We start from the raw sequence: 26,713 nt of genomic DNA, 5'->3' as shown, positions 1-26,713 counted from the left end.
CCACGCGCATCACTGTCTTCGGTCCCGTGTGCCCGAACTAATCCCGCGGTGAAAGATACGGTTCCGCTTCCACCCCGGCTTTCGCCCTACGCCTTGCCGTCGAGGGTTGCCCTCAGCAGGCGGAAATCCCGCCACGCGAGACGTTTTTGAAGTGGCTGGCGTAGGAGATAGGCCGGGTGGAGGGTCGCCAGAGCCTTCACCTCCCGGTCACCCACCCGATAGGGATAGAACCGTCCTCGCACCTTCAGGATACCGTCTTTCGTGCCGGTGATCGCCTGTGTGGCCGGACTGCCGAGGCAGACGATGATGTCCGGGTCAGCGAGTTCGATCTGGCGTTCGATGAAGGGTTTGCAGATCGACACCTCTTGTGGTGTCGGGTTGCGGTTTCCCGGTGGTCGCCATGGCACGATGTTGGTGACGTAGGCTTTTGTCCGGTCGAGACCGATCGCCGCCATCATCCGGTCGAGCAGTTGACCCGAGCGGCCCATGAACGGCTTGCCGACGCGGTCCTCGTCCGCTCCCGGTGCCTCACCGATGAACATGAGTTTCGACGCCGGGTTTCCGTCGGCGAAGACGAGATTCTTGGCTGTGAACTTGAGGGGGCAACCATCGAATGTGGCAAGCAGTGCCTCAAGCTCTTCGAGGGAGGCGACGTCGCGAGCCCGCGCCCGAGCGTCGCCCGCAGCCTCTCCGGGTTTCGCTGCCGCGGATTGTCCATAGGTCCGCGCCGGCGGGGCCGACGGCGCCTGCCCTCGCGCCGGCAACTCGCGGCGAGGCGGCACCGGATCGGCCTGCGGCCCCTCGTGAGACAGCTCGGCCCGCTGCGACGATACGGGGGATGGCGATCCGCGCTGTATCGTCGCCGGGCGCCAGGGCGCGGGATCGTCGGTTTCGGAGAAGCGATCGTGCGGGCGTTCGTCGAGACAAAGATCGACGCCGGATTCCACATGGAAGTCCAGTTCGGCGATCACGTCGCGCTGGTGGTCGGGGCCTTGGCTCATGGTTCTCGATGTGGCTCTTGCGGAGCCTGTGGACAACACTTCGCGGGGCGGGATCTACCATCGTCTGCATGGCTGCGGGACGGCCAGAACAAAGCTGAGACCATCCGCAGGCTTGCGTTCCCAGCTTGGAATGGGTTGAGAGTGTTCGCAATCATAACATCGCGCATTCGACGGCTGGTCTCGATCGGTTTCGGGTCGCGCGGCAGGAGGAGTTTATAGGATGGCGTTGCCCGAGCGCGAGGGTATGGATTTCGACGTGGTGATCGTCGGTGCGGGGCCCGCTGGCCTTGCCGCCGCGATCCGCCTCAAGCAGATCGCCGCCGATCTCACCGTCGTCGTGGTCGAGAAGGGGTCCGAGGTCGGCGCGCATATCCTGTCCGGCGCCGTGATCGATCCGCTCGGGCTCGACCGACTGCTCCCCGATTGGCGTCAGGACGAGGCCCGGCCGCTCAAGACCGAGGTCGAGCGCGACGAGTTCCTGTTCCTGACCAAGAACAGCGGCATCGCGCTGCCGAACTTCGCTTTCCCGAAATTCATGTCGAACCACGGTAATTTCGTCGGCTCGCTCTCGAACATGACGAAGTATCTCGGCGCCAAGGCCGAGGAACTCGGCGTCGAGATCTATCCAGGCTTTCCGGCCTCGGAAGTGCTCTACGACGATGCCGGTACCGTCATCGGCGTGGCCACCGGGGATCTCGGCATCGGCAGGTCCGGCGAACCGCGGGACGACTACACCCGCGGTATGGAGCTGCGCGGCAAGTACACGATCTTCGGCGAGGGCGCGCGCGGCTCGCTCACCAAGACGCTGATCGACCGCTTCCAGCTCAACCGGGACAGCGATCACCAGAAGTATGGCCTCGGCGTCAAGGAACTCTGGCAGCTCAAGCCGGAGACGTTCGAGCCGGGTCTCGTGCGCCACACCATGGGCTGGCCGCTCTCGAACAAGACCGGCGGCGGCTCCTGGCTCTATCATTTCGACGATCACCTGCTCTCGGTCGGCTTCGTCACGCATCTGAACTACGAGAACCCGACCCTGTCGCCGTTCGAGGAGTTCCAGCGCTTCAAGACCCACCCGATGATCCGCGACGTGTTCGAGGGCGCCAAGCGCATCGGATACGGTGCCCGCGCGATCATGGAAGGCGGCTGGCAATCGGTGCCGAAGCTCGTCTTCCCCGGCGGCTGCCTCGTCGGCTGCTCGGCCGGCTTCGTCAACGTCCCGCGCATCAAGGGTTCGCACAACGCCGTGCTCTCCGGCATGCAGGCGGCCGAGGCCATCGCGGCCGCCCTCACCGCCGGCCGGCAAGGCGACGAACTCACCGATTACGAGACGGGCTGGCGCGACAGCGACATTGGCCGCGACCTCAAGCGCGTGCGCAACGTCAAGCCGCTCTGGTCGAAATACGGCACGCTCGTCGGCGTAGGCCTCGGCGGCCTCGACATGTGGTCGCAGACGATCCTCGACGCCTCGCCCTTCGGCACACTCAAACACGGCAAGCCCGATCACCTCGCCACGAAGCCGATCTCGGACGTGACGCCGATCGTCTATCCGAAGCCCGACGGTAAATTGACCTTCGACCGGCTCTCCTCGGTCTATCTTTCGAACACCAATCACGAAGAAGACCAGCCGCCGCATCTCAACGTCAAGGACGCGGCGCTCCAGAAGTCCTCGGAGCACGACGTCTATGGCGGCCCCTCGGCGCGCTACTGCCCGGCGGGCGTCTACGAATGGGTGCAGGAGGGCAATGGCGTGCGCTACCAGATCAACGCGCAGAACTGCGTCCACTGCAAGACCTGCGATATCAAGGACCCCAACCAGAACATCAATTGGGTGACGCCGGAGGGGCCGGGCGGGCCGAACTATCCCAACATGTGAGGACGCACCGGACCCTAAGTGCCCGCCATCCTTTCGCCTTGCGAGGATGGCGGGAAGAGTTCAGTGTCCCCGCCCGATCGGCATCGGTCCCTGACGGACGATGCGCTACAAACGCGACTGGTGCCCATGAACGGAAACGCCGCGACCCGCCGGACCCTCTCGGCTCTCGCCCTGTGCCTCGCCGCCTCCGTGGCGACGTCGGTCACGGCCCTGGCCGCCCAGCCCCGGGAATCGGCTCCGGTGACGGAGTACGAGCCGGCCGAGTCGCTGGAGGGCAACTTCCTGTCCGCCTATATCGCCGGCGCGTCCAAGGACACCTCCGCCGCCGCCAGCTTCTACCGCGAGGCCGTGAAAGCGGACCCGCGCAATGCGGAACTGCTCGAGCGCGCCTTCGTGTCGCTTCTCGCGGACGGAGCACTGCCAGACGCCTTCCGCGCGGCCGAGCGCCTCACCGCCCGCGATGGATCGAACGGCCTCGCCCAGCTCAGCCTTGGGGTTCGCCAGATCAAGGCCGGCCAGTTCGCGCAGGCCCGCCAGAACTTCGCCCGCAGCGGACGGGGTGCTGCAGCTGATCTCACCAGCACCCTCCTGACCGCTTGGGCCTATGCCGGTGCCAATGACGGAAAGCGCGCGCTCGAAGTGGTGAACAAGCTGAAGGGCGAGCGCTCCTACAACACTTTCCGCGACTTCCATGCCGGGTTGATCGCCAACCTCGTCGGCGATCAGGCGGAAGCGGAGCGCCGGCTCAAGGCCGCCTACGACGCCGACCAGAATACCCTGCGCATCGTCGATGCCTATGCCCGGTTCGAAGCGCAGGCCGGGCGGACGGACCTCGCGATCCAGGCCTATACCGCCTTCGACCAGCTTCTGCCGCGCCACCCGATCGTGCGTGACGCCCTCGACAAGCTTAAGGCCGGCAAGCCCCTGACCCGCCTGGTCAACACCGCTCAGGAGGGCGCCGGCGAGGTACTCTACGGGCTCGGCTCGGCCGGATCGACCCAAGGCGACGAGTTGCCCGCCGTGGTCTATCTGCGCCTCGCCCTCTATCTCGCCCCCGAACACGCCCTCGCCCGCCTGACCCTCGCCGACACGCTCGACCGGATGAAGCAGACCGAGCGCGCCAACGATGCTTATGCGCAGATGCCGGCATCTTCGCCGCTGAAGCTCAACGCCGATATCCAGATCGGCCTCAACCTGGAGCAGATGGGCAAGGGCGAGGAGGCGACCCAACTCCTCGACGCCGCCATGAAGGAGCATCCCGACAGCATCGACGTCGTGACCGCCCTCGGCAACGTGCAGCGCTCGCGCAAGAAATACGAGGAAGCCGCAGCCACCTACAGCCGTGCCATCGAGCTCATCGGCAAGCAGCCGGCGTCCAATTACTGGACGACCTTCTACTTCCGCGGCACCGCCTACGAGCGGGCCAAGCAATGGCCCAAGGCCGAGGCGGACCTCAAGAAGGCGCTGGAACTGGTTCCGCCGAACCAACCGGCGGCGCGGGCGCAGGTGCTTAACTACCTCGCCTATTCCTGGGTCGACCAGAACATGAATATCGATGAGGCCTTCACCATGCTGAAGCAGGCCGTCGATGCGAGCCCGCGCGACGGCATGATCATCGACAGCCTCGGCTGGGCTTATTTCCGCCTCGGGCGCTACGACGATGCCGTGCGCGAGCTGGAGAAGGCCATCGAACTCAAGCCCGGCGACCCCACGATCAACGACCATCTGGGCGATGCGTACTGGCGCTCGGGCCGGAGGCTCGAAGGCAAGTTCCAGTGGCAGCACGCCAAGGACCTGAACCCCGAGCCGGACGATCTCGTCAAGATCAACGCCAAGCTCAAGGATGGCCTGCCGGAACTCGAAAAGCCCGCCGCTACCGCCGAGAATCCTCCCGAGGCGGAGAAGGTGAATCCGGATCTGCCGAAGGGCGCCCCGGCTCCGAGCGAGCCCCCCGGCGCGGCCGACAAGAAGACCGGCGGCTGAGACCCGGCTTGACGGGCGGGGGATCGCGGGGCCAGACCGGCCACGCATTCCCGCGGTCGACAGATCCGCCCCTCTCCGACAGAGCAAGCCTTGCCCATCCTCGTCACCCGCGCTCCGGCGAAGATCAACCTGACCCTTCACGTCCTTGGCCGTCGTGAGGGAGACGGCTACCACGAGCTCGAAAGCCTCGTGGCCTTCACCGGTTCGGGGGATACGCTCAGCCTGACGCCGTGCGACGACCTCACCCTGGACGTGTCCGGGCCCACTGCCGGACCGGCCGGTCCCCTCGACGACAACCTCGTGATCCGTGCTGCCCGAGGACTGGCCAAGGCCATCCCCGGGCTTCGCATCGGCGGCTTCCACCTCATCAAGCGTCTGCCCGTGGCGGCCGGGATCGGTGGCGGATCGTCGGATGCCGCCGCCGCCCTGCGGTTGCTGGCACGACTCAACGACCTTCCTCTGGATCACCCCGCAATCGTCGAGGCCGCCCGCGCCACCGGGGCGGACGTTCCCGTCTGCCTCGATCCGCGCGGTCGGATGATGAGGGGTGCCGGAGAGGATGTCGGACCGGCGCTGGGTTTCGCGCCGTTGCCGGCCGTGCTGATCAATCCCGGTGTGCCGGTCGCCACCGCGCCGGTCTTCAAGGCACTGGGGCTGACGGCGGGGCAGCGCCACGCTGGCGAGGCCCACCCGCTCCTCGCGCGAGGTCTCGGCTTCGGCGAGATCCTGGCGGCGGTGACGCCGGCTCGTAACGATCTGGAAGCGCCGGCGCTCACGGTCGCTCCCGTCATCGCCGACACGCTTACGAGCCTGCGCGATCATGCGGGATGCCGGCTCGTCCGCATGTCCGGCTCGGGCGCGACGGTGTTCGGCCTGTTCTCGACCCGCTCGGATGCGGTTCGTGCTGCAATCGCTATCCGGTCAGCGCAGCCTTCCTGGTGGGTCCGGGCTGCCTTACTGCGGTGACGGCCTTCCACCGACCGGCTCGCGTCACGAGCCGGGATCGGCGGGCAGCTATCGTGTCAGTGCGCGCGGGCGATGCAGAAATCCACTACCTGAAGCAGGGCCGATTTCATCGGCCCGTTGGGGAACAACGCCAGTGCGTCACGGGCGATGGCGCCGTAATGCCGAGCGCGGTCGATCGTGTCTTCGAGAGCCCGGTGTTTCCGCAGGATGGCAAGCGCCGTGTCGAGGTCGGACTCTTCGACCTGACCGTCCTGGAGTGTGCGACGCCAGAAGGTCCGCTCCTCCTCGCTGCCCCGTCGGAAAGCAAGGACGATCGGCAGGGTGATCTTCCCCTCGCGGAAATCGTCGCCGACATTCTTGCCCATCGAAGCACTGGTGCCGCCGTAATCGAGCACGTCGTCGATCAACTGGAAGGCGATCCCGAGATTCATGCCGTAGGAGCGGCACGCCGCCTGCTCCGCCCTCGGGCGGTCGGCGATCACCGGGCCGACCTCGCAGGCGGCGGCGAACAACTCCGCGGTCTTGGCGCGGATGACCGCAAGATACTCGTCCTCCGAGGTCTCGGTGTTTTTGGCCGCGGTGAGCTGCATCACCTCGCCCTCGGCGATGACGGTGGCGGCGGCCGAGAGGATGTCGAGGGCGCGCAGCGAGCCGACCTCCACCATCATGCGGAAGGCCTGGCCGAGGAGGAAATCACCGACGAGCACGCTCGCCTCGTTGCCCCACTTGATCCGCGCCGCAACGCGGCCGCGCCGCATGTCGCTCTCGTCCACCACGTCGTCGTGGAGCAGGGTCGCCGTGTGCATGAACTCGACACTGGCAGCGAGCTTCACCGCCCCCTCCCCGGCCCCGTAGCCGCAGAGATCGGCGGTGGCGAGGGTGAGGATAGGGCGAAGGCGCTTGCCCCCGGACGCGATGAGATGGTTGGCCACCTCCGGAATCATCGCGACATCGGATCCGGTTCGCGACAGGATGGTCGCGTTCACGCGCTCCATCCCCTTGGCGACCAAGGCCACAAGATCGTTCAGGCTCGACTCCGGATCGGAGCGGCCCTCATCGAAGGAAACGACGACACCCAAACTCGATGCCTCCCGAGCTTTTCACACCAGGCAGATCCCGGCGGCGCACCCGCCGCTCGGGCCGATCCGCTCGGCCGGGCTATCTCCCGTGACCAACATCCACGCGGGCACCCCTTCGCATGCGCGCCGAGGCGCTGCAACATCCCGCGTTTCTCGCTGTATACAAAGGGTGGCGGCAGGGAGCCGCCGATGGGGCGGGTGGACGCATGAGAGAACTCATCCGGAGCAACGACATCGTCCTGATGGGCTTTGCCGAGTCGCTCCTTCAGGGGGCGGAGATTCCGGTCCTCGTTGCAGACATCCACATGAGCCTGCTGGAAGGTTCGATCGGCGCCTTCGCACGAAGGCTTCTCGTGCCCGACGACCATGCGACCGAAGCGCGCCGTCTTCTCGAGGATGCCGGCCTCGCGCACGAACTGCGCGATGCGTGAACCGGGTGACGAGCAGGCGGAGCCTGGGCCGAATCTCTGGCTCGGCGGACGTCTTCGTCTGTATCAGCCGCCGCGAGGCGCCCACCGCGCGGGGACGGATGCGGCATTACTGAGCCGGTTGGTGCGACCGAAGTCGGATTCCACGATCGTCGATGTCGGTGCGGCAAGCGGAGCGGTGGGTCTCGCGGCGGCGCTAGAGGAACCGAGCGCCAGGATCGTCCTGGTGGAGAGAGACGCGGACCTCGCTCGTCTCGCCCGCAGGAATATCGAGGAGAACGGACTTCAGGGTCGGGCGGTCGTCATCGCCGCGGACGTCTTCTCGGTCGAAGCCCGCCGGGCGGCCGGGCTCGGACCCGAGATGGCCGACATCGTGCTCACCAACCCTCCCTTCTTCGAGGTGGAGCGTCACAGGCCATCGCCCGTCGCGGGGAAAGCCTCGGCCCATACCTTCGCGGAGGGCGGGCTCGAACCCTGGCTGAAGGCCTGCCTCGATGTGCTGAAGCCCGGAGGGACGCTTGGCCTGATCCATCGCGCCGATGCCCTCCCCGACTGCCTCGCCGCCATGAGGAGGCGCTTCGGAGGGATCATGGTTCGACCGGTCCATGCGCGAGCGGGGCGGCCCGCGATTCGCGTTCTGATCACGGGCATCAAGGGAAGCCGCGCGCCTTTTTCCCTGGCGCCGCCGCTCATCCTGCATGGCGAGGACGGCGTGATGTCGCCGGAGGCCGACGCTATCCATCGCGGGCAGCCCTGGCCGGCTTGAACAAGGCGACGGCGAGGGCATAGGCCCCCGCCGCCAGACGATACGGCACGTTCGCTGAAGCGTCAGTAGAACCGGCGCCAATGGTGGTGGCGGTGATGCCAATGCCGGCGGTGCCAGTGGTGACGATGCCAGTGATGACGGCGATGCCAGTAGGGCCGGCGCCATCCATAGGCGGGACGGTGGTAGCCGTAGACCGGGCGGTAGAAATGTGGCCGCCAATAATGCCGCCTGTAGCCGTAATGCGGCTGGTGCCAGACGTGACGACGATGCCAGTAATGGCGGCGATGCCAGCGGTGACGGTGCCAATGGGCCTGCGCCACAAGCGGCGTTGCGGCAGCTCCCTCGACGGCGGTGACGGGCAGTGGAGCGGCGCGCGCCTGGTTCAAGGAACCATAGGCCCCGCCCAATACCCCCATCAGAACGACCATCCACGTTGCGATACGCATGATGCTCTGTCTCCCTCCTCTTGTCCGAGCGTCGCCCGGTGGCCTCCGCGCTGCGGCACCGTGCTGCAACCCCGGCAGAGAAGAACGGCGAAGCCTGTAAATCGGTTCGGTCATCTCCATTTCGTGACTGTTGCCGGGTGGGGAGATGTCGCTCGTTCCACGATCCAAGCGGCCCAGAACTTTCCAGCGAGACGAGACTGATGTCCCTTCCCCTTCCACGCTTCCTCCACCCAATCCTCCCCAAGGCGTGGCGTGGCCGCAAACCGACCGTGGCGGTCATCCGTCTCAGCGGCGTCATCGGTGCCGTCTCGCCGTTGCGGTCCGGCCTTTCCATGGCCACCGTGGCCTCGAGCCTCGAGAGCGGCTTTGGAATGACCGGCATCTCGGCGGTGGCGCTGGTCATCAACTCGCCCGGAGGATCACCGGCCCAGTCCCACCTCATCCACCGCCGCATCCGCGCGCTGTCGATCGAGAAGAAAGTGCCCGTCTACGCCTTCGTGGAGGATGTCGCTGCGTCCGGCGGCTACATGATCGCCTGCGCGGCGGACGAGATCATCGCCGATCCGACATCGTTGATCGGTTCGATCGGGGTGGTCTCGGCGGGGTTCGGCTTCGACAAGCTCATCGAACGGATCGGCATCGAACGCCGGGTCCATACTCAGGGCGAAGCCAAGGCGATGCTGGACCCGTTTCGCCCGGAGAACCCGGAGGACATCGTCCGCTTGAAGGCGATCCAGGCGGATGTGCAGGATCTGTTCACCACGCTCGTGTCCGAGAGGCGTCCGGCGGTTCGCGCTAGCGGCGACAACCTGTTCACCGGCGCGGTCTGGACGGGGCGGCAGGCGCTGCCGTTGGGCCTCATCGATGGCCTGGGTGATGCCCGCTCGACGTTGCGGGCGCGGTTCGGGGACGACGTCGTGCTGAAAGTCGTGGCCGAGAAGCAGGGCTCGTTCGTGAGCAGGCTCTTGCGCCGGGCCGTTCCGGGCTCCACGGTCGTCGACGGCCTTGCGGCCGACGCCCTCGCGGCGGTCGAAGAGCGGGCGGCCTGGGCTCGCTACGGGTTGTGAGGTCTCAGCGAGTCGCGATGGTGCAGGCCGAGGACGGCGCGCCGTAGCCGGAATACACCACGCGCACTTTGCGGGTGCAGGTCTCGGGCAAAGCAGGAGCCGGCACGCTAGCGACTTCGATCGGCGTCACCAGAGCAGGCATGGCGACGAGATCGGTCTTGTCCGTGGTGGCCAGCGCATTCGATGCCCCCATGACGAAGGGCGTTGCGGTCAGGGAAGCTGCAATGAGAGCCGCGAAGACAGTGAACGACTTGCGCATGGTCCGGTTTCCGCAATGTTCGCCGGTCGGTTGCGACCGGGCTGATCCCTTGATTTGTGCTAAGAACTTAGATCAAGCGAGACAGTTCCGGACGTAATGGCAATCGTGGCGGAAATGTGTGCCGCCGCGCACCCGCGTGGGTGCGGGGCTTCGGCTTGACAGCGCGGGTACGCCTCTTAAACGCTGGCCGCTTTCCCGCTTACCGGAAGCTAGCCATGTCGAGCGCACAAGCCCTGCCGAGCGCTGTCGATCTCGCCCCCAAGACCTCCTTCCAGGGCTTGATTCTCACCCTGCAGAATTTCTGGGCGGCGCAGGGCTGCGTGATCCTCCAGCCTTACGACATGGAGGTGGGCGCCGGCACGTTTCATCCGGCGACGACCCTGCGCGCCCTCGGGCCGAAGCCTTGGAAGGCGGCCTATGTCCAGCCTTCCCGCCGGCCTAAGGACGGGCGCTACGGCGAGAACCCCAACCGGCTGCAGCATTATTACCAGTTCCAGGTCATCCTGAAGCCTAACCCGCCGAACCTGCAGGAGCTCTACCTCGCCTCCCTCGACGCCATTGGTGTCGACCTGAAGCTGCACGACATCCGCTTCGTCGAGGACGATTGGGAGAGCCCGACATTGGGCGCCTGGGGCCTCGGCTGGGAGTGCTGGTGCGACGGCATGGAGGTGAGCCAGTTCACCTATTTCCAGCAGGTCGCCGGTGTGGAATGCGCACCGGTGGCGGGCGAACTGACCTACGGGCTCGAGCGGCTGGCCATGTATGTGCAGGGCGTCGAGAACGTCTACGACCTCAATTTCAATGGCGGTACGGGCGACGAGAAGGTCACCTACGGTGATGTCTTCCTCCAGGCCGAGCAGGAATACTCGCGCCACAATTTCGAGGCGGCGGATACCGCGATGTTGTTCCGCCAGTTCACCGACGCGGAGAAGGCCTGCCGCACCTATCTGGATGCGGGCGCGCCGGCGGAAGATTCGGGAACCCACCGGATGGTCCAGCCTGCCTACGACCAGTGCATCAAAGCGAGCCACGTCTTCAATCTGCTCGACGCTCGCGGCGTCATCTCGGTGACCGAGCGCCAGAGCTACATCCTGCGCGTGCGCGAACTGGCCAAGGCCTGCGGGGCCGCCTGGCTGAAGACGGCGGGCGGCGGAGCGGGTTGAGTTGCGGCACTGCTGCTCTTGCACGACTTCAGGCGCCCGGCATCGTCTTCGTGACATGCCCGGTCATTCTCTTACCTTCGCATGATGATCGTCGGGCGCGCCCTTGGCGCCGACGACATCCTGGAACAACATCTCGGACGCCCGCTCCCCATGCCTGATCTTCTCCTCGAACTGCGCTCCGAAGAGATTCCTGCCCGCATGCAGCGGCGTGCCGCGGAAGATCTGAAGAAGCTCGTCACCGACGCATTGGTGGAACGCGGCTTCCTCTACGAGGGAGCGAAGGCCTTCTCGACTCCGCGCCGTCTGGCATTGCACGTGGCAGGCCTCCCGCCACGCGGGAAGGACGTCCGCGAGGAACGCAAAGGGCCCCGCGTCGGCGCGCCGGACGGAGCAATTCAGGGATTTCTCAAGAGCGCCGGTCTCGCGAGTCTCGATCAGGCGACCATCGTCACCGATCCGAAGAAGGGCGAGTTCTATGTCGCCGTGATCGAGCGGGCCGGCCGCGAGACGCTCGACGTGCTGGCCGAGATCCTACCCGCCATCATCAAGAGCTTCCCCTGGCCGAAATCCATGCGCTGGGGCGCGGCGTCTTCCCAGCCGGGGAGCCTGCGCTGGGTGCGGCCGCTGCAATCCATCGTGGCGACCTTCGGTCCCGAGACCGAGACACCCGAAATCGTGCCTTTCACCGTGGACGGGATCGCGGCCGGCACCACCACCTACGGGCACCGCTTCTTGGCCCCGGATGCCATCGAGGTGCGGCGGTTCGACGATTACATCCAGGCGCTGGAGCGCGCCAAGGTCGTGCTCGACCCGGATCGGCGCAAGGACATCATCCTGCACGATGCGCGTGACCTGGCCTTCGCGCGCGGTCTCGAACTCGTGGAGGACGAGGGCCTGCTCGACGAGGTCGCCGGCCTGGTCGAATGGCCCGTCGTGCTGCTCGGCACCTTCGATCCGAGCTTCCTCGACATCCCGGCCGAGGCGATCCGTGCCACCATCCGCGCCAACCAGAAGTGCTTCGTGCTGCGTGAAACGGGCACCGACACGCTGGCTCCCGCCTTCATCCTGGTCTCGAACCTGATCGCCAGCGATGGCGGCCTCGCGATCACCGGCGGCAACGAGCGCGTGGTGCGTGCCCGCCTCTCGGACGCGAAGTTCTTCTGGGAGACCGACAAGGCGATCAGTCTGGAAGACCGTCTGCCGAAGCTCGACAGCATCGTCTTCCACGAGAAGCTGGGGACTCAGGGTGAGCGGGTGGCGCGCATCGCGTCGCTGGCGCGCGGGATAGCACCCAATATCGGCGCGGATGTACAACTCGCCAGTCGCGGCGCTCAACTTGCAAAGGCCGATCTCGTGACCGAGATGGTTGGAGAGTTTCCCGAGCTTCAGGGCCTCATGGGCCGCAAGTATGCGGCGCTTCAAGGCGAACATCCGAGTGTCTGCGCGGCGGTGGAAGAGCATTACAAGCCCGTCGGTCCATCCGACCGAGTACCGACCGATCCTGTTTCGATCGCCGTGGCCCTGGCCGATAAGTTCGACACCCTTGCAGGTTTCTGGTCCATCGATGAAAGGCCCACCGGCAGCAAGGATCCCTACGCGCTTCGTAGGGCAGCCCTTGGCGTGGTCCGGCTGATTCTTGAGAATGGATTACGTCTGAACCTCCGAGAGGATGTGCTGGAGGACGCCTTTTATGTTCAGAAGAACCGTCACGTCGTCGACATATCCCTTTCCGGGAATGACGAGCACGATATGGCCGCGCTGGAGAACAATGGCAGCCTCGACAACCCCATGCCTGGCGATCTCCTCAACTTCTTCGCCGACCGCCTGAAGGTCTATCTTCGCGACCAAGGCGCCCGCCACGACCTGATCGACGCCGTCTTCGCCCTGCCCGGCCAGGACGACCTCCTGATGGTCGTGCGTCGGGTCGAGGCGCTGGGCAAGTTCCTCGAGACCGATGACGGTAGGAACCTGCTCGCCGGCTACAAGCGCGCGGCCAACATCCTACGGATCGAGGAGAAGAAGGACGGGCGCAGCTACGAGGCCGAGCCCGACCGCGTCGCCATCGCCGCCTCCGGCGAGCCGGAGGAGCAGGCTCTGTCCGAGGCGCTGGTGACCGCCCGGGAAGCCGCGTCTGCGGCCGTGGCGGCCGAGGATTTCTCCGGGGCCATGCGCGCTTTGTCGATCCTGCGCGCGCCCGTTGATGCTTTCTTCGAGAAGGTCATCGTCAATGCCGACGATCCGGCCCTGCGTGAGAATCGCCTCGCCTTGCTCAACGCCTTGCGGGCGGCGACCCGGGAGGTCGCAGACTTCTCGAAGATCGAAGGATAGTACGCGACCCTACCTGCAATGGAAGAATTTGGCAGGTTGGGGTGCGAAATGGGAACGGTCTAGCTCGTATCGCCGTTGGGCGCATGGTTTTGAAGGAGATTGCCATGCGTCATTCCATGCTTGCCACTGCTGCCCTGCTGACGCTCTTCGGGGTTTCGGCGGTTCAGGCCCAGACCACGATCATCGAGCGCGAGGCGCCCGAGCGCGTCATCGTCGAGCGGCCGGAATCTGAGTCCCGTACCGTGGAGACGCGCGAGACCCGTGACGGCTGCCGCGTAAAGTCGGTCACCCGCGAGAACGAAGTCGGTGACCGCAAGACCGTCACCCGCGAGAACTGCGACTAAGCCCTTTCCGCTCCCTCCCCGATACCGGGGAGGGGCAACGGCCTACAGAGACTTCTCGTAGCGCCAGGCTTCCATGCTGTCCTCGTAGTACTCTTCGAGGACAGCGAAGCGCACGTAGCCGTGACGCTCGTAGAGTCGGATGCCGGCGCCGTTATCGGCTCTCACTTCGAGTCGCAGCTTCGTGCATCCATGCGCTCGTGCGTCGTCTTCCGCGGCATCGAGCATGATGCCGCCAAGACCCTGACCCGCGCGTCCGGGAGACACCGCGATGGAGGAGAGCCTGCAACTGCGGCTTCCCTTGCGGCGCTCCAGCGTGGCCGCCGCCACCAGGATCGAGCGGTCTTCGGCATCCAGAGCGACCAGCAGCGACATCGACGGAGAGCCGATGGCATGGCGGATCGCCCGCCGTTCCGCCCGGTCTCCCGAAAACGCCGCGTGTTCCAGGGCGACCAGGGCGTCGAGGTCGCCCAATGTCGCCGGACGGATGGTGACCGGAGCGACCGTCTGCCGTTTGTGGGCTTGGGCGCTCACGCTGTGGTCCAGGGATAGACCCAGGTTTCCGACAACGCTCGACCGCTAGCGCGCAGGAAGGCGCGGAGATCGGTAGATTGGTCCGCCGCGTCGAGGGTGATGTCGATTGCTGCCCGCAATCCTCCGATATGCGGGTTCGGAGTGAGCGAAGTGGCGGTGATCCGTCCCTGTGAAGCTCCGGCTACCACCTCCACCTTACTCGGGTCCGAGAGATAATAGGGCAGCTCGCCGCCGGCGAAATCGATGAGGAAGCGGCGGCTCAGCGTCCCTTTCGCCTCTTCCCCCTTGGCGGCACCGCTGGCGCTTGTGGCGGCCAGGAAGGTATTGGCCACATATCCGCCCGGATGCAGTCTGGTGTTCGAACTCCTGGCGCGCACGCGGTACGACATGCGGACCGGTTCGCCGGCCGGATAAGGCTGCTTCGGACGCCAATAGGCGACGATGTTATCGTTGACCTCGGTATCGGTCGGCAGTTCCATCAAGGTCACGGCGCCCTCGCCCCAGTCACCCTCGGGTTCGACGAAGTAGCTCGGCCTCCGCCCATAGGAGGCTTCGAGGTCTTGGTAGGATTCGAAGGCGCGGTCCCGCTGCATCAGTCCGAACCCCTTCGGATCGCGATCGACGAAGGACGAGATGCGTCGCACCTTCGGATTGTCCAGGGGGCGCCAGATCCATTCGCCCGATCCGGCCGCGATCTGAAGACCATCGGAATCGTGGAGTTCGGGCCGGTAATCGTCGGAATGGTGCCGGTCGTTCTCGCCGATGAAGAACATCGAGGTGAGCGGTGCGACGCCCACCGATGGGAGCGCAACCCTTGGGATCAGCGTCGAGCGAACGGCGACGCTGGTCTCGTCGCCCGGCTTTACCGTGAAGGCGAAGGCACCCGTCACCGAGGGGCTATCGAGAAGGGCATGAATCAGCAGCGAATCGGCGTTGGTCTCCGGCATCGTCACCCAGAATTCGCGGAAGACCGGGAATTCCTCCGGAGCGCCCTCCCCCTCGACGTTGAGGGCGAGCCCGCGCGCGGACAGGCCATACAGCTGATCGCGCCCAAGGAAGCGGTAATAGCTGGCGCCGAGAAACACGATGAGTTCGTCGAGCAGGTTAGGCTTGTTGAGGTAGCTGTGGAAGCGGAGACCAGCGAAGCCGAGATCGACCGGCAGCGGCTTGTCGAGCTTCGTCCGTCCCATGTCGAACAGGCTCGACTGATAGGCGATCGGCGTCGCGATGCCGCGACGCACGAGGTTCACGGTGACGGGTCGGTTATAGAGGAAGCCGACATGGAAGAGCTGCAGCCGGAACGGGCTGTTCTCTCCGCCGAGAAAGGCCTTGTCGGGCTTGAAACGGATGTCACGCCAGGCGTCGTAATCGAGCTTTGCGATGGGAGCCGGAAGGGGCGGTACCCGCGCATCGTAGGCGACCTTGGCGAGCTCTCCGGCGCGACGCTCCACCTCCTCGAAATCGAAGGGCTTGGGTGCACGCCCCTCCTGCGCCGTCGACGCGGTGCCGGCGACGGACAGGGCGGCGATACCGGTGAGAAGCGCGCGGCGGGTGGGCTCGGTCATGGTCCTGCGGCTCTGGTCGGTGGTGAGGGACGATCGGGCTTCCCCGCACGGTCCCATCCAGCCCACCTCACCCCGAGGTGCCCATCTGAGCGGGCCTCGTAGGAGCCTCCCAGAGGTCGCAATGCGTGATGGAGCCCTGCCTCGAGGCCTCCGCTACGCTCTGGCACCTCGGGATGAGGCGGTGGATCGGACTGGTTCGATCAGCATGAAAACCGCCTGCTCAATGACCCGTTCGTGACGCCTTGGAAAGGGCCTACCGACCGGGGTGCGCTTTTTGGGTCACATTGAGGCGGTAAGGTCGGGTTTCGGGTGAGAGAAAACCGGTTTTTCCTTGTCGCGGAGACGCATCGAACGTATATGCGCCTTGCCCAATTTCGCACGTGCCTGTGGCCGCGTGTCGGTTGGTGGGCATCCGGCCAACTGCCGGACAGCCGCCAGGGGTCTTAAAGGATCGATGGTCGACAGGGTGGATTCCCTCCGGCCGGCATCCAGGTGGCAACACCGGACCCCGACAACAACCGGCAGCCGGAGGCGAAACCGGCGAACCCCGCTCTCCACGGGGGACGCAGCTTAAAGCAACGACGAACGGGCTTTTTTGGTCTCGTCGGCCCTCCAAAGGCCGGCACCGAAGAGGCTTGTTTCTCTTTGCCCGGCGTGCGGTGGGGATCTCCCTTCCAATCCACGGCAGCTTCCGGGTGCTGATGCGCCCGCGGTCGACGACGTGTCTCCAAAGCACGTCGCGTATCGCGTCGCGTCGCCCCCAGACGCCGGACGGCTCATGGCCGTCCCGATTTCGATAGCGCGCCCCACGAACGGGCGCTCGCGAACCTGTGGGTTGGAACGACCATGACCGATCGTATCCGCGATTTTCTGCGCGCTCGCCGTGACATGGGCCAGGACGAAGGCCCGGTGATGGTGCTCGACCTCGATGTCGTGCGCGACAACTTCACCGCCTTCGCCCGTGCATTGCCCGATACCCGCGTCTTCTATGCCGTAAAGGCGAATCCGGCGCCGGAAGTCTTGCGTCTGCTTGCCGAGATGGGCTCCTGCTTCGACACGGCCTCCGTGGTCGAGGTGGAGATGGCGCTTGCCTCCGGCGCCACCGCCGACCGGATCTCATTCGGCAACACCATCAAGAAAGAGCGCTGCATCACCCGTGCGCTCAAGCTCGGCGTTCGCCTGTTCGCCGTCGATTGTCAGGTCGAGGTCGAGAAGATCGCCCGTGCTGCCGAGGCCGCCGAGGTCGAACTCGGCTCGGTGCAGGTGTTCTGCCGTATCCTCTGCGACGGGGCCGGCGCCGAATGGCCCCTGTCACGCAAGTTCGGCTGCGTGCCGGGGATGGCCGTCGATGTTCTGGAGCATGCCTGCCGCCAGGGTCTGCATGCTTACGGCGTGTCGTTCCATGTGGGTTCGCAGCAGGGCAACACCGAAGCCTGGGACGGGGCGCTCGCTTCGGCCTCCGCGATCTTCCGTGAATGCGCCGACCGGGGCATCACCCTGTCCATGGTCAATCTCGGCGGCGGCTTCCCCACCAAGTACTTGAAGGCGGTGCCCGGCGTGGAATCCTACGGCGATGCGATCTTCCGCGCCCTTACCAAGCATTTCGGCAACCAGCTGCCGGAGACGATCATCGAGCCCGGTCGCGGCATGGTCGGCAATGCCGGCATGATCGAAGCCGAGGTGATCCTGGTCTCGAAAAAGTCCGATGCCGAGGACGAGATCCGCTGGGTCTATCTCGATATCGGAAAGTTCGGCGGCCTGGCCGAAACCATGGACGAGTCGATCCGTTACGCGATCCGGACGGAGCATGACGAGGACCGCATGGCCCCCTGCGTGCTCGCGGGACCGACCTGTGATTCAGCCGATGTCCTCTACGAGAAGGTGCCCTACCCGCTCCCCGTCTCGCTTTCCATCGGCGACAAGGTGCTGATCGAAGGTGCCGGAGCCTACACCACCACCTACGCGGCGGTGGCGTTCAACGGCTTCCCCCCCCTTCAGCAATACGTCATCTGACCGCCATATAATCGGGGCTCGGGCGGCTTAAGCGCCGCCCGGCAGCGGGCGAGGACGGTTCCATCGCATGTGACTGGTGCGGGATCCGCGCCGTCACGTCAGATGGGTTGACCAGCCAGGACTGGGAAAGGGCACGGCCTTGATCGAGATTCGTGACGAACGGCCGACCGATGTTTCGGCTCGGGAGCAATTGCTCGATACTTGCTTCGGCCCGGCGCGATTCCTCAAGACGTCCGAGCGGCTGCGCGAGGGGCGCCTTCCCGCTCACGGATTGTCACTGACCGCGGAACTGAATGGCCGGATCGTCGGCACCGTCCGTCTCTGGCATGTGGAAGCGGGACGTGGACGGCCTGCCTTGCTTCTGGGGCCGCTCGCGGTCGATCCCTCGCTCCAGGGCCATGGCCTCGGCAGCACCTTGATGTGGGCCTCGATCGGTAAGGCACGCGCCCTCGGTCACGGCGCCATCGTCCTCGTCGGCGATGCGCCGTATTACGCCCGCTTCGGTTTTTCCGGTGATCTCATGAGTGGGCTGTCGATGCCGGGCCCGTTCGAAAGGACGCGGTTGCTCGGTGTCAACCTGCGCAGGTGCGCGCTCGACGGCGCGACCGGTATCCTCTCCGCTTCAGGCATCCTGAATGAGGCTGCCTGTCCGGAGGGATTAGATTCACGACGACAGGCGGCGTGAGCGCTAGACGGCGGTCGTGGTCGTCGCCTGCTCGCAGCGGCGGCGGAAGGCTGCATCGTGCTGGCGGCGAACGGCACGGATCAGAGCCGCCGCGAGGGTGATGACGCCAGGATCGCGATCGATCGGCTCTTCGGCCGGCGCGGGGGTATTGGCGATAAACAAGGATAACATCGGAACTCCGTGATTTGGCGTTCTGGCGTTTCCCGTCCCGTAGGTGTGTCGATGTCGTGTTTGTTGCATTGCAATATCGGCGCGTCGCGGATCATTCGCAACGGTGCCCAATGGGAAGGCGACCCGCGTCTGAATCATGCGTCGACGTAACTTCATGTTAATGATCTTCCCGCGTGGACCACTCGTGGTCCACGAAGCTGAAGCCGGCGATGTGGTTGACCACACGCCCTCAACCGGCCACTAGCCCGTCGCCTGACCGTCATTTCCGCCGACTAAGGACGTGCCTCGCTCGTGAGTTCGAGCGGGGCCGAGAAGAAGGATTGCCCGCATGACCGAAGCCGCCACCTCCTGGCCCGTCCACGGCCGCATCAGCGGTCCCATCGTGATGATCGGCTTCGGCTCGATCGGCCGCGGGACCCTTCCGCTCATCGAGCGTCATTTCGAGTACGACAAGGCGCGCTTCACCGTCGTCGAGCCTTCCGATGCGCATAAGGCCCTGGCCGATCAACATGGCCTCCGCTTCGAGCAGGTGGCGCTGACCAAGGACAATTACCGCGAGATCCTCACGCCCCTCCTCACCGAGGGCGGCGGCCAGGGCTTCTGCGTGAACGTGTCCGTGGACACCTATTCCCGCGCCATCATGGAATTGTGCCGTGAACTCGGCGCCTTCTACATCGACACCGTCGCCGAGCCCTGGCCCGGCTTCTATTTTGACAAGTCCAAGGGACAGGGCGACCGCACCAACTACGCCCTACGCCAGGACATCCTCGACGCGCGCGCCGCGAACCCCGGTGGCACCACCGCCGTCTCGTGCTGTGGCGCCAATCCGGGCATGGTCTCGTGGTTCGTGAAGCAGGGACTCCTCAACGTCGCGTCCGATCTCGGCCTGACCACGCCCGAGCCGAAGACCCGTGACCAGTGGGCCGCCCTCATGCGCGAGGTCGGCGTCAAGGGCATCCATATCGCCGAGCGCGACACCCAACGCGCCAAGGGCCCGAAGCCCATGGGCGTCTTCGTCAACACCTGGTCGGTGGAAGGCTTCGTTTCCGAGGGCAACCAGCCGGCCGAACTCGGCTGGGGAACCCACGAGACCTGGCGCCCGGACAATGCCCGTGATCAGGAGAAAGGCTCGCGCTGCGCGATCTACCTTCTCCAGCCCGGTGCCGACACCCGCGTGCGGTCGTGGACGCCGACGGCCCAGAGCCAGTTCGGCTTCCTCGTGACGCATAACGAGGCGGTTTCGATCTCCGACTATTACACCGTGCTGGAGGGCGAGCGCGCTGCCTACCGCCCGACCTGTCACTACGCCTACCACCCCTGCAACGACGCGGTGCTCTCGCTGCACGAGATGTTCGGCAAGGCTGCCGAAGTGCAGGAGAAGCACCACATCCTCGACGAGAACGAGATCGTCGATGGAATCGATGAACTCGGCGTGCTCCTCTACGGCCACGAGAAGAACGCCTATTGGTTCGGTTCGCAGCTCTCCATCGAGGAGACCCGTCGGATCGCGCCGTACCAGAACGCCACCGGCCTTCAGGTCACATCGGCGGTGCTCGCCGGCATGGTCTGGGCGCTGGAGAACCCAGAAGCCGGCATCGTCGAGGCCGACGAGATGGACTTCCGTCGCTGCCTCGAAGTCCAGATGCCGTATCTCGGTCCCGTCGTCGGCGTGTACACCGACTGGACCCCGCTGAGCGGGCGCCCCGGCCTGTTCCCCGAGAACATCGACGAGAGCGACCCCTGGCAGTTCCGGAACGTCCTCGTTCAGAGCTGAATGGACGAACGGAGCGCGGGATCGTCCTCCCCGCGCTCCGTGCCCTCTGCTTGGCGCCAAGGGCCAGACCATGATGGGCGAGGACCAACGCCACGTCTTTCCCCGGGCCGCGCTGTGGAGCCCGGGATCCCGCCCGAGCACGACTGCATAGCGGCTTCCGCTGCACGGATGTTGCAGGGTTTCGGCGGGATGCTACCATCCCGTATCCGATCGGGAGCCCCCACCATGGCCGTCGCCGCGCGCCGCGATACCCGCATGACCGTCGCCGAGTTCCGCCTCTGGGCCGAGCCCCGGCCCGACGAGGAACGCTGGGAACTGATCGACGGCATAGCCCTGCTGATGTCGCCGCCCACCGCGCGCCACCAGCGCATTGTGATGAATCTCGGCAGACGCCTCGACGAGCTCGCGGAACGCCGGGGCCGCAACGCGCTTCCCGGCCTCGGCGTGCTCAGCGCGGCGATGGACGATTTCGCGCCGATCCCCGACATCGTCGTGACATTCGGCCCACTGGGTCAGGATGGATATACCAGCGCCCCTTTGCTGGTGGCCGAGGTCCTGTCCCCGAGCACGATGAGTCTCGATCGTGGCCGCAAGACCGATTTCTACCGCTCTGTGCCGAGCCTGCGGACCTTCCTCATCGTTTCGCAGGACGAGGTCAGGGTCGAGGCCTGGCGCCGGACCGAGGCGGGGAGCTGGACGGTCGAGGCCCTGTACCGTGACGACAGCCTCGACCTTCCCGAACTCGGTGGCGCCGTGCCGGTGGGCGCCCTCTATACCGGACTGCCTCTCTAAGCTTCCCATCGCCCTCGCCGCGTCAGGTCCCGCCCTTGCCCCACTTTGAAGATTTCTACGCCGACAAGCTGCGCGGTTCTCTAGGAGTCACTGATGCGGAATCCGTTCTCGACCTGCGTGGGACGAACCGTCCGACGGCCGAAGCATCGTTGAACGACATGCTGGAGCGCAGCCGCTTCGGCAAAGGCAAGACTGTGGCGATCCGCTTCGATCCGCCGCCGGAAGGCGGTGGAGAGACCCTGTTCCAGCCCGTCGGCAGGCTGTTGCTGGACGCGAAACGCAAAGGCATCGTCGATCGACTTCAGACACTTCCGGCCGGCGATGGCCTCGGTTTCTACGTCGCGCTCGCCGGCAAAGCGACACGTGCCGGCGACTAGGAGGCTCCGGTCTCGCGCCGGCAAAGAAATGACGGCCATGCCGGAGCGGTCCGAGCCCGAACGGCGTTGGAGGGAACGCGGTCCGTCCGCTCGTCTCCGCCACAGGTCATCGTGAAAGTCTCCTCGTGAAGCGAATGGGCCGCAATACGATCGAGCGTCTCGCCCGCATGGGGTTCGGTGCGAGAGGCATCGTCTATTGCATCGTCGGCGGGCTGGCGCTTCTCGCCGCTCTGGGCCAGGGCGGTCGGGCGGGCGATAGCGAGAGTGCGATCCGGTGGGTCTTCCTCGGACCGTTCGGGGCCATCCTCGTCGGGCTCATAGCGCTGGGACTGTTTTGTTTCGCCGCCTGGAGGTTCGTCGAATCCGTCACCGACGCCGACCGCCACGGCACCTCGGCGAAGGGGCTCGTCGTTCGGCTGGCGCATTTCGGCAGCGGCATCGTGGCTGTCGGCCTCGGCATCACGGCGGCCAGTCTCGCCCTCGGCCTCGGCAGACGCGCCAGCGGCGGCGGAGGATTGCAGGATTGGACCTCGTGGCTGCTGGCCAAGCCATTCGGCCCATGGCTGGTCGGCCTCATCGGCCTTGGCATCATCGGTGGAGGGATCGCCTTCCTGTTGAAGGCCGGGAAGGGCGATGTCACCGACCGGCTTTCTCTCAACGAGGCCCATTGCCGATGGGTCAAGCCGTTGGGTCAGTTCGGATACGCTGCGCGCGGGGTCGCGTTCGTGATCATCGGCGGCTTCGTGCTGGTCGCCGCGTGGTACCAAGCCTCCTCGGAGGTGAAGGGTTTGGCAGGCGCTTTCTCCGCCTTGCGAGCTCAGCCCTACGGTTCCGTCCTTCTTGGCATCGTCGCCGCCGGGCATCTCGCCTTTGGCGTGTATGGCCTGATCCAAGCCTGGTACCGCCACATCGACGCACCGGATCTCGACGAAACCGACGATGCCGTCCTGCGTGCCGTGCGCAATCTGAACTGATGTGTAGCCCCGTGGTTCGTGGGGTGCGTTGACAGAGGGGCGTTCCGTCGCCGATACCGCGCCCGGCCCGGAGCCCATGCAGCAGCGCATCTACAAGACAGCGGTGATGGTGGTCCACGATTGCGTGGCGACCGTCCTAGCCGTGACACTCACCTTTGTTTTCCGCTTCAACGGTGAGTTGCTCGCCGAACGCCTCGACGCGCTTCCACTTCTGCTGCCGCCGTTCGTGGCTTTCGCCGCGCTGGTCTACGGTCGATTCAAACTCTACCGGACAAAGTGGCGCTTCGCCTCGCTCCCCGACCTCGCCGGAATCGTCAAGGCGGCGAGCGTCCTCGCCCTCACGCTCCTCGTCGTCGACTACGTGCTCGTTTCGGCGGACATGTATGGATTCTACTTTTTCGGAAAGATCGCCATAGCCCTGTACTGGGTGCTGCAGATCTTCCTGTTGGGGGGCACCCGGCTCGCCTTCCGCTATCTGAAATACACGCGTTCGCGGCAGAGCCAAGCTCGTAGCGCCACGACCCCGACGCTGCTGCTCGGGCGTGGCAGGGATATCGAACTTCTGCTTCGCGCCATCGAAGCGGGCTCGGTGCGGCGCCTGTCCCCCAAGGGCATCCTTGCGCCACGCGCAAACGAGACCGGCCAGATCATGCGCGGCGTCCCCATCCTGGGGGCCTTCTCCGACCTTGAGCGAGTCGTCGCTAACCTAGCCAGTGAGGGTACCCCGGTACGCCGCCTCGTCGCCGTTCCAAATGCCCTGACACCGGAGGCGGAGCCCGACGACCTGATCGCCCGCGCCCGTCGACTCGGCCTTCCGCTGTCGCGGGTCACCAGTCTCGGCGAGGGCATGCGCGATGCCGAACTGGCGCCCCTGGAGATCGAGGATCTCCTCTTACGACCCACCGTCTCCATCGACCGGCCGCGCCTCGAGCGTTTCCTCAATGGGACGCGCGTCATCGTCACGGGTGGCGGAGGTTCCATCGGCTCCGAGATCGTCGCCCGGGCCGTGGCGTTCGGCGCAGCATCCGTCCTTGTCGTGGAGAATTCAGAGCCTGCCCTGCATGGCATCCTGAGCCAGCCCGCCATCGCAGCGGCCGATGTCACCGGTGCACTCTGTGATATTCGCGACCGTGAACGTCTGCACGCGGTTTTCGCCGGTTTCCGGCCGGATTACGTGTTCCACGCCGCAGCCCTGAAGCAGGTGCCGTATCTGGAGCGGGACTGGTCGGAGGGCATCAAGACCAACGTCCTGGGTTCCATCAACGTCGCGGATGCGACGGTAGCGGCTCGTGCGCGCGCCATGGTGATGATTTCCACCGACAAGGCGATCGAGCCCGTCTCCCAACTCGGCGTCACCAAGCGCTTCGCCGAGATGGTGGCCCAGGCGCTCGATGCCGAGCAAGCGACCGCGTCGCAGGGCAAGCCGACTCGTCTGATCGCGGTGCGGTTCGGCAACGTGCTCGGCTCGGTCGGTTCGGTGGTGCCAGTGTTCAAGGCGCAGATCGCCCGAGGCGGCCCGGTCACGGTCACCGATTCGGAAATGGTGCGCTACTTCATGACCGTGCGCGAGGCCGCCGACCTCGTTCTGACCGCAGCCTCGCATGGCGACCGCGAGGGACGCTGCCTGTCTCTGACCGCCCCCGAATCCGACCAGCGGGCTGCAGTCTACGTTCTGAAGATGGGTCAGCCCGTGCGCATTCTCGATCTCGCCGAGCGGATGATCCGGCTCGCTGGTTTCGAGCCCGGCGAAGACATCGAGGTGGTCTTCACCGGCTCGCGGCCGGGGGAGCGTTTGAACGAGATCCTGTTCGCCCGCGAGGAGCCGCGTGTCGCCCTCGACGGGATCGACGGTGTCATGGCGGCCAAGCCCGTCTTCGCCGACCGTACCGTGCTGGAGGGTTGGATCGCCGCGCTGAAACAGGCGGTCGCCACACATGACAGGGCTGCCGCCGATCTGGTGTTCGAAACTGCTGTCCCGGATTACCGCAACCGGCCGAAAGCGGTTCCCGTGTCACAACCTGCGCCAATGACCATCCCCGCCTAGGCTGCACCCTCCGTGCGGGCTAGGGCTGCAAGCCCCTGGAATGAGGTCGATTGCGGGGACCAACCCAACGTAGACAGCCCCTTGGATTGCGCCACGAGGTCGCCCGACAGGCGCTCGAAGATCTCCCGCCGACCCGTCATCCGGCAGGCGAGGCCGAACAGGCTCGGCGGACAGGGTACAAGACCGGCGCGGCGGTCGAGGCCGGCGCGTAAGGCCGCGATCATGCCGGGCAAGGTCAAGGCGTCCGGCTCTGCCGCCACCAGCGCCCGGCCAAGCGATCCTTCGTGACGAAGCACCGTGACGATGGCTGCGGAGAGGTTCTCCACCGAGATCAGGGACCGACGCCCCGTCAGGCTCGCGAGTGGGAGGGGATAGGGCGTTCGCGCGAGCCGCAGGAGCGCGGCCATGTTGCCTTTCACCCCTGCGCCGTAGACGAGGACAGGGCGCAGGGCGACCCAGTCGATCCCGATCTCGGCCAAGGCTTCCTCGGCGGCGAGTTTCGAGCGGCCATAGGCGTCGGTGGGATTTGGATGGTTGTCTTCGGTCACGGTTCCGGCCGCGCTGATGCCGGTCTGCGCCCTGATCGAGGAGAGGAAGACGAAGCGCCCGACCCGCGCCTTGGCCGCTGCTTCGGCGAGACGTCGCGTCGCCTCGATGTTCGAAGAGCGGTAATCGTCCTCCGGCGTGCCGGACATGGCATGGGCGAGGCCGGCGGAATGGACGATGGCGCCGACGCCGGAAAGGGCCGCCGCCATGTTCATGGGCCGGCTCAGGTCGCCCACCACGGCGCCGCTGGCGCCGGGCGGCAACTCCACTGGGCGTCGCAGCAGCACCCGGACCCGATAACCCTGATTCGCGAGCGAGCGCAGCAGGTGACGGCCGATAAAGCCGGTGGCACCGGTCAGCGCGATGACGTTTCCGCTCAAGCGGCGATTCCTTCTCGCAAGGTCGAGAACCGACGCAGCGTCGCGGCGACCAGGGCCGCGCCTGCAGCAAGTGCTGCGAGCGTGACAAGCCGGGACGGCCAAAACAAGGTGGCGCCCGCCAGAACCGCCAGCGCCGTGTTGAGGACGAAGACCCGCCCGACCACCTCCGTCACCGTGAAGCCGTTCGAGGTCGCGCGCTGGTAGTAATGGCTGCGATGCGCCTTCCAGACAGGCTCGCCCTTGGCCGCACGGCGCAGCAGCGTCAGCGTGGAATCGGCGATGTAGTAGAGCGGAAGAAGGACTGCTGCCGCCAGACCGTGCTGAAGGCCGAGGCGGTAGAGCAGCCACGCCACCAGAAGGCCGATCGGCAGGGACCCGACATCCCCCAGGAAAAGGCGGGCCACCGGGCGATTGAAGGGTGCAAAGCCGATCAGCGCACCGAGGAGGGACGCGGCCACGAGGGTCGGCAGCGGCGGTAATTCCCCGCCGAGTCCGGCGAGCATCAGCGCGGCCGAGACCGGCACCATGGCCGAGACCGTCATCCAGTCGAGCCCGTCCATGAAGTTCGTCAGATTCACGAACCAGACTCCGGCCAGGACAGCGAGGGAGCGCTCAGCAATGAGCGGAATCTCGGGTAGGAGCCGTCCCTCCACCGACAGGACGAGGCCGGTCACCGCAAGCGTCTGGAGACCGAGTCTCAGCGTGGCCGGCAGCGGCCTGATATCGTCGACAGCACCCACGATGGCGAGGAACACCGTCGCATGAGCGAGGACCAGCGCCTCCATCGTCGCTGGCATAGGCTGCATCAGGGATGCCAGGAGCCCACCGGTCGCCAGGATGGCGAGGACGATCGCGATGCCGGCCCCTTGGGGGGTCGGCACGCTGTGGCTCGACCGCGCGTTCGGCCGGGCGAGCGCATAGCGTTGAAGGATCGGTTTGAGCAGCACTATCAGGACCGCGCTGAGGCAGGCGGCCAGCGGTACGGCGACGAGCGGCGCGAAAGGCATTGTCGTGTGAGGGTCCGCTGATGTCGCGAGGTCGTGCGGAGTGCCTACCTGTTTTTGCCGCTGGCGGGGAGAGTGCACCTTTCGGAGAGGCAGCCTCTCCGAACCGGTTGCATAGGCACCTTCCCCCGAAGAGGGAGGAAGGTACGTAGAC

General features: G+C 65.9%; 25 protein-coding genes. 16 read left to right on the top strand and 9 right to left on the bottom strand.

Annotation, left to right across the window (positions count from 1 at the left end; translation table 11 throughout):
• Window positions 1-86: 86 nt before the first annotated feature.
• Window positions 87-1,001 carry a uracil-DNA glycosylase gene (locus tag AC0IXR_RS06455; protein ID WP_471760102.1) on the bottom strand — a complete coding sequence of 305 codons (915 nt, stop codon included), beginning with the start codon at window positions 999-1,001 and terminating at the stop codon, window positions 87-89.
• Between the two features lie 220 nt (window positions 1,002-1,221).
• Here AC0IXR_RS06455 and AC0IXR_RS06450 point away from each other — a divergent pair, with 220 nt between their 5' ends.
• From AC0IXR_RS06450 to AC0IXR_RS06440, 3 genes are all read left to right on the top strand, one after another.
• On the top strand, window positions 1,222-2,874 hold the full coding sequence (locus tag AC0IXR_RS06450; RefSeq protein WP_471760101.1) for an electron transfer flavoprotein-ubiquinone oxidoreductase: 1,653 nt from the start codon (window positions 1,222-1,224) through the stop codon (window positions 2,872-2,874).
• Between the two features lie 126 nt (window positions 2,875-3,000).
• Window positions 3,001-4,857 (top strand): tetratricopeptide repeat protein, encoded by a 1,857-nt coding sequence (locus tag AC0IXR_RS06445; protein ID WP_056430037.1) that lies wholly within the window; start codon window positions 3,001-3,003, stop codon window positions 4,855-4,857.
• A 90-nt stretch (window positions 4,858-4,947) separates the two neighbouring features.
• Window positions 4,948-5,823 (top strand): 4-(cytidine 5'-diphospho)-2-C-methyl-D-erythritol kinase, encoded by an 876-nt coding sequence (locus tag AC0IXR_RS06440; RefSeq protein ID WP_471760100.1) that lies wholly within the window; start codon window positions 4,948-4,950, stop codon window positions 5,821-5,823.
• Window positions 5,824-5,879: 56 nt separating this feature from the next.
• Here the strand turns inward: AC0IXR_RS06440 and AC0IXR_RS06435 are convergent, their stop codons facing one another.
• Window positions 5,880-6,902, bottom strand: coding sequence for a polyprenyl synthetase family protein (locus AC0IXR_RS06435; protein WP_056430030.1), 1,023 nt, complete (start codon window positions 6,900-6,902; stop codon window positions 5,880-5,882).
• Window positions 6,903-7,108: 206 nt separating this feature from the next.
• Here AC0IXR_RS06435 and AC0IXR_RS06430 point away from each other — a divergent pair, with 206 nt between their 5' ends.
• Window positions 7,109-7,333, top strand: a complete 225-nt coding sequence (locus tag AC0IXR_RS06430) for a putative signal transducing protein (RefSeq protein ID WP_207410779.1) — start codon at window positions 7,109-7,111, stop codon at window positions 7,331-7,333.
• Window positions 7,326-8,096, top strand: coding sequence for a tRNA1(Val) (adenine(37)-N6)-methyltransferase (locus AC0IXR_RS06425; RefSeq protein WP_471760099.1), 771 nt, complete (start codon window positions 7,326-7,328; stop codon window positions 8,094-8,096). The genes AC0IXR_RS06430 and AC0IXR_RS06425 overlap by 8 nt, the downstream gene beginning before the upstream one ends.
• A 62-nt stretch (window positions 8,097-8,158) precedes the next feature.
• Here the strand turns inward: AC0IXR_RS06425 and AC0IXR_RS06420 are convergent, their stop codons facing one another.
• Complete coding sequence (locus AC0IXR_RS06420; RefSeq protein ID WP_471760098.1) at window positions 8,159-8,542, bottom strand: hypothetical protein; 384 nt, start codon at window positions 8,540-8,542, stop codon at window positions 8,159-8,161.
• Between the two features lie 200 nt (window positions 8,543-8,742).
• Here AC0IXR_RS06420 and AC0IXR_RS06415 point away from each other — a divergent pair, with 200 nt between their 5' ends.
• Window positions 8,743-9,609: a S49 family peptidase gene (locus AC0IXR_RS06415; protein WP_461224783.1), complete on the top strand. Its 867-nt coding sequence runs from the start codon at window positions 8,743-8,745 to the stop codon at window positions 9,607-9,609.
• A gap of 4 nt (window positions 9,610-9,613) precedes the next feature.
• Here AC0IXR_RS06415 and AC0IXR_RS06410 read toward each other — a convergent pair whose 3' ends face one another.
• Window positions 9,614-9,868, bottom strand: a complete 255-nt coding sequence (locus AC0IXR_RS06410; protein WP_207410723.1) for a hypothetical protein — start codon at window positions 9,866-9,868, stop codon at window positions 9,614-9,616.
• A gap of 215 nt (window positions 9,869-10,083) precedes the next feature.
• On the opposite strand from AC0IXR_RS06410, the gene AC0IXR_RS06405 reads away from it, so the two are divergent.
• The 3 genes from AC0IXR_RS06405 (at window position 10,084) to AC0IXR_RS06395 (ending at window position 13,703) form a co-directional block, all read left to right on the top strand.
• Window positions 10,084-11,031 (top strand): glycine--tRNA ligase subunit alpha, encoded by a 948-nt coding sequence (locus tag AC0IXR_RS06405; protein WP_056430009.1) that lies wholly within the window; start codon window positions 10,084-10,086, stop codon window positions 11,029-11,031.
• Window positions 11,032-11,181: 150 nt separating this feature from the next.
• The gene (gene glyS / locus AC0IXR_RS06400; protein WP_471760097.1) at window positions 11,182-13,359 is read left to right on the top strand and encodes a glycine--tRNA ligase subunit beta; all 2,178 of its coding nucleotides are present in this window, start codon (window positions 11,182-11,184) and stop codon (window positions 13,357-13,359) included.
• Between the two features lie 104 nt (window positions 13,360-13,463).
• A complete protein-coding gene (locus AC0IXR_RS06395; protein WP_207410726.1) occupies window positions 13,464-13,703 on the top strand; it encodes a hypothetical protein in 240 nt (79 codons plus the stop codon).
• A gap of 42 nt (window positions 13,704-13,745) precedes the next feature.
• Here the strand turns inward: AC0IXR_RS06395 and AC0IXR_RS06390 are convergent, their stop codons facing one another.
• Complete coding sequence (locus AC0IXR_RS06390) at window positions 13,746-14,234, bottom strand: GNAT family N-acetyltransferase (RefSeq protein ID WP_471760096.1); 489 nt, start codon at window positions 14,232-14,234, stop codon at window positions 13,746-13,748.
• Window positions 14,231-15,799: an OpgD/OpgG family glucan biosynthesis protein gene (locus AC0IXR_RS06385; RefSeq protein WP_471760095.1), complete on the bottom strand. Its 1,569-nt coding sequence runs from the start codon at window positions 15,797-15,799 to the stop codon at window positions 14,231-14,233. The genes AC0IXR_RS06390 and AC0IXR_RS06385 overlap by 4 nt, the downstream gene beginning before the upstream one ends.
• Window positions 15,800-16,645: 846 nt before the next feature.
• Here AC0IXR_RS06385 and AC0IXR_RS06380 point away from each other — a divergent pair.
• Window positions 16,646-17,812, top strand: a complete 1,167-nt coding sequence (locus AC0IXR_RS06380; protein WP_056430001.1) for a type III PLP-dependent enzyme — start codon at window positions 16,646-16,648, stop codon at window positions 17,810-17,812.
• Between the two features lie 139 nt (window positions 17,813-17,951).
• The gene (locus AC0IXR_RS06375; RefSeq protein ID WP_471760258.1) at window positions 17,952-18,497 is read left to right on the top strand and encodes a GNAT family N-acetyltransferase; all 546 of its coding nucleotides are present in this window, start codon (window positions 17,952-17,954) and stop codon (window positions 18,495-18,497) included.
• A gap of 3 nt (window positions 18,498-18,500) precedes the next feature.
• Here AC0IXR_RS06375 and AC0IXR_RS06370 read toward each other — a convergent pair whose 3' ends face one another.
• Entirely contained in the window at window positions 18,501-18,668 is a 168-nt protein-coding gene (locus tag AC0IXR_RS06370; RefSeq protein WP_200919145.1) for a hypothetical protein, read from the bottom strand.
• Between the two features lie 328 nt (window positions 18,669-18,996).
• Here AC0IXR_RS06370 and AC0IXR_RS06365 point away from each other — a divergent pair, with 328 nt between their 5' ends.
• The 5 genes from AC0IXR_RS06365 to AC0IXR_RS06345 all read left to right on the top strand — a co-directional run bounded on the left by AC0IXR_RS06365 (window position 18,997) and on the right by AC0IXR_RS06345 (window position 24,629).
• On the top strand, window positions 18,997-20,442 hold the full coding sequence (locus tag AC0IXR_RS06365; protein WP_207410731.1) for a homospermidine synthase: 1,446 nt from the start codon (window positions 18,997-18,999) through the stop codon (window positions 20,440-20,442).
• Window positions 20,443-20,667: 225 nt separating this feature from the next.
• Entirely contained in the window at window positions 20,668-21,234 is a 567-nt protein-coding gene (locus AC0IXR_RS06360; protein ID WP_471760094.1) for a Uma2 family endonuclease, read from the top strand.
• A 35-nt stretch (window positions 21,235-21,269) separates the two neighbouring features.
• On the top strand, window positions 21,270-21,611 hold the full coding sequence (locus AC0IXR_RS06355; protein ID WP_056429987.1) for a hypothetical protein: 342 nt from the start codon (window positions 21,270-21,272) through the stop codon (window positions 21,609-21,611).
• 134 nt (window positions 21,612-21,745) lie between these two features.
• Complete coding sequence (locus AC0IXR_RS06350; protein WP_471760257.1) at window positions 21,746-22,585, top strand: DUF1206 domain-containing protein; 840 nt, start codon at window positions 21,746-21,748, stop codon at window positions 22,583-22,585.
• A gap of 76 nt (window positions 22,586-22,661) precedes the next feature.
• Window positions 22,662-24,629: an SDR family NAD(P)-dependent oxidoreductase gene (locus AC0IXR_RS06345; RefSeq protein ID WP_471760093.1), complete on the top strand. Its 1,968-nt coding sequence runs from the start codon at window positions 22,662-22,664 to the stop codon at window positions 24,627-24,629.
• Here the strand turns inward: AC0IXR_RS06345 and AC0IXR_RS06340 are convergent.
• A complete protein-coding gene (locus AC0IXR_RS06340) occupies window positions 24,626-25,555 on the bottom strand; it encodes an NAD-dependent epimerase/dehydratase family protein (RefSeq protein ID WP_471760092.1) in 930 nt (309 codons plus the stop codon). The genes AC0IXR_RS06345 and AC0IXR_RS06340 overlap by 4 nt on opposite strands.
• A complete protein-coding gene (locus tag AC0IXR_RS06335; RefSeq protein WP_311275368.1) occupies window positions 25,552-26,562 on the bottom strand; it encodes an MraY family glycosyltransferase in 1,011 nt (336 codons plus the stop codon). Before AC0IXR_RS06335 ends, AC0IXR_RS06340 begins: the two co-directional genes overlap by 4 nt.
• Window positions 26,563-26,713 lie beyond the last annotated feature (151 nt).

The organism is Methylobacterium sp. AC832 (assembly GCF_979256025.1).
The sequence above is the reverse complement of the archived record's forward strand: the minus strand, read 5'-3'. Positions and strand labels throughout refer to the sequence as shown.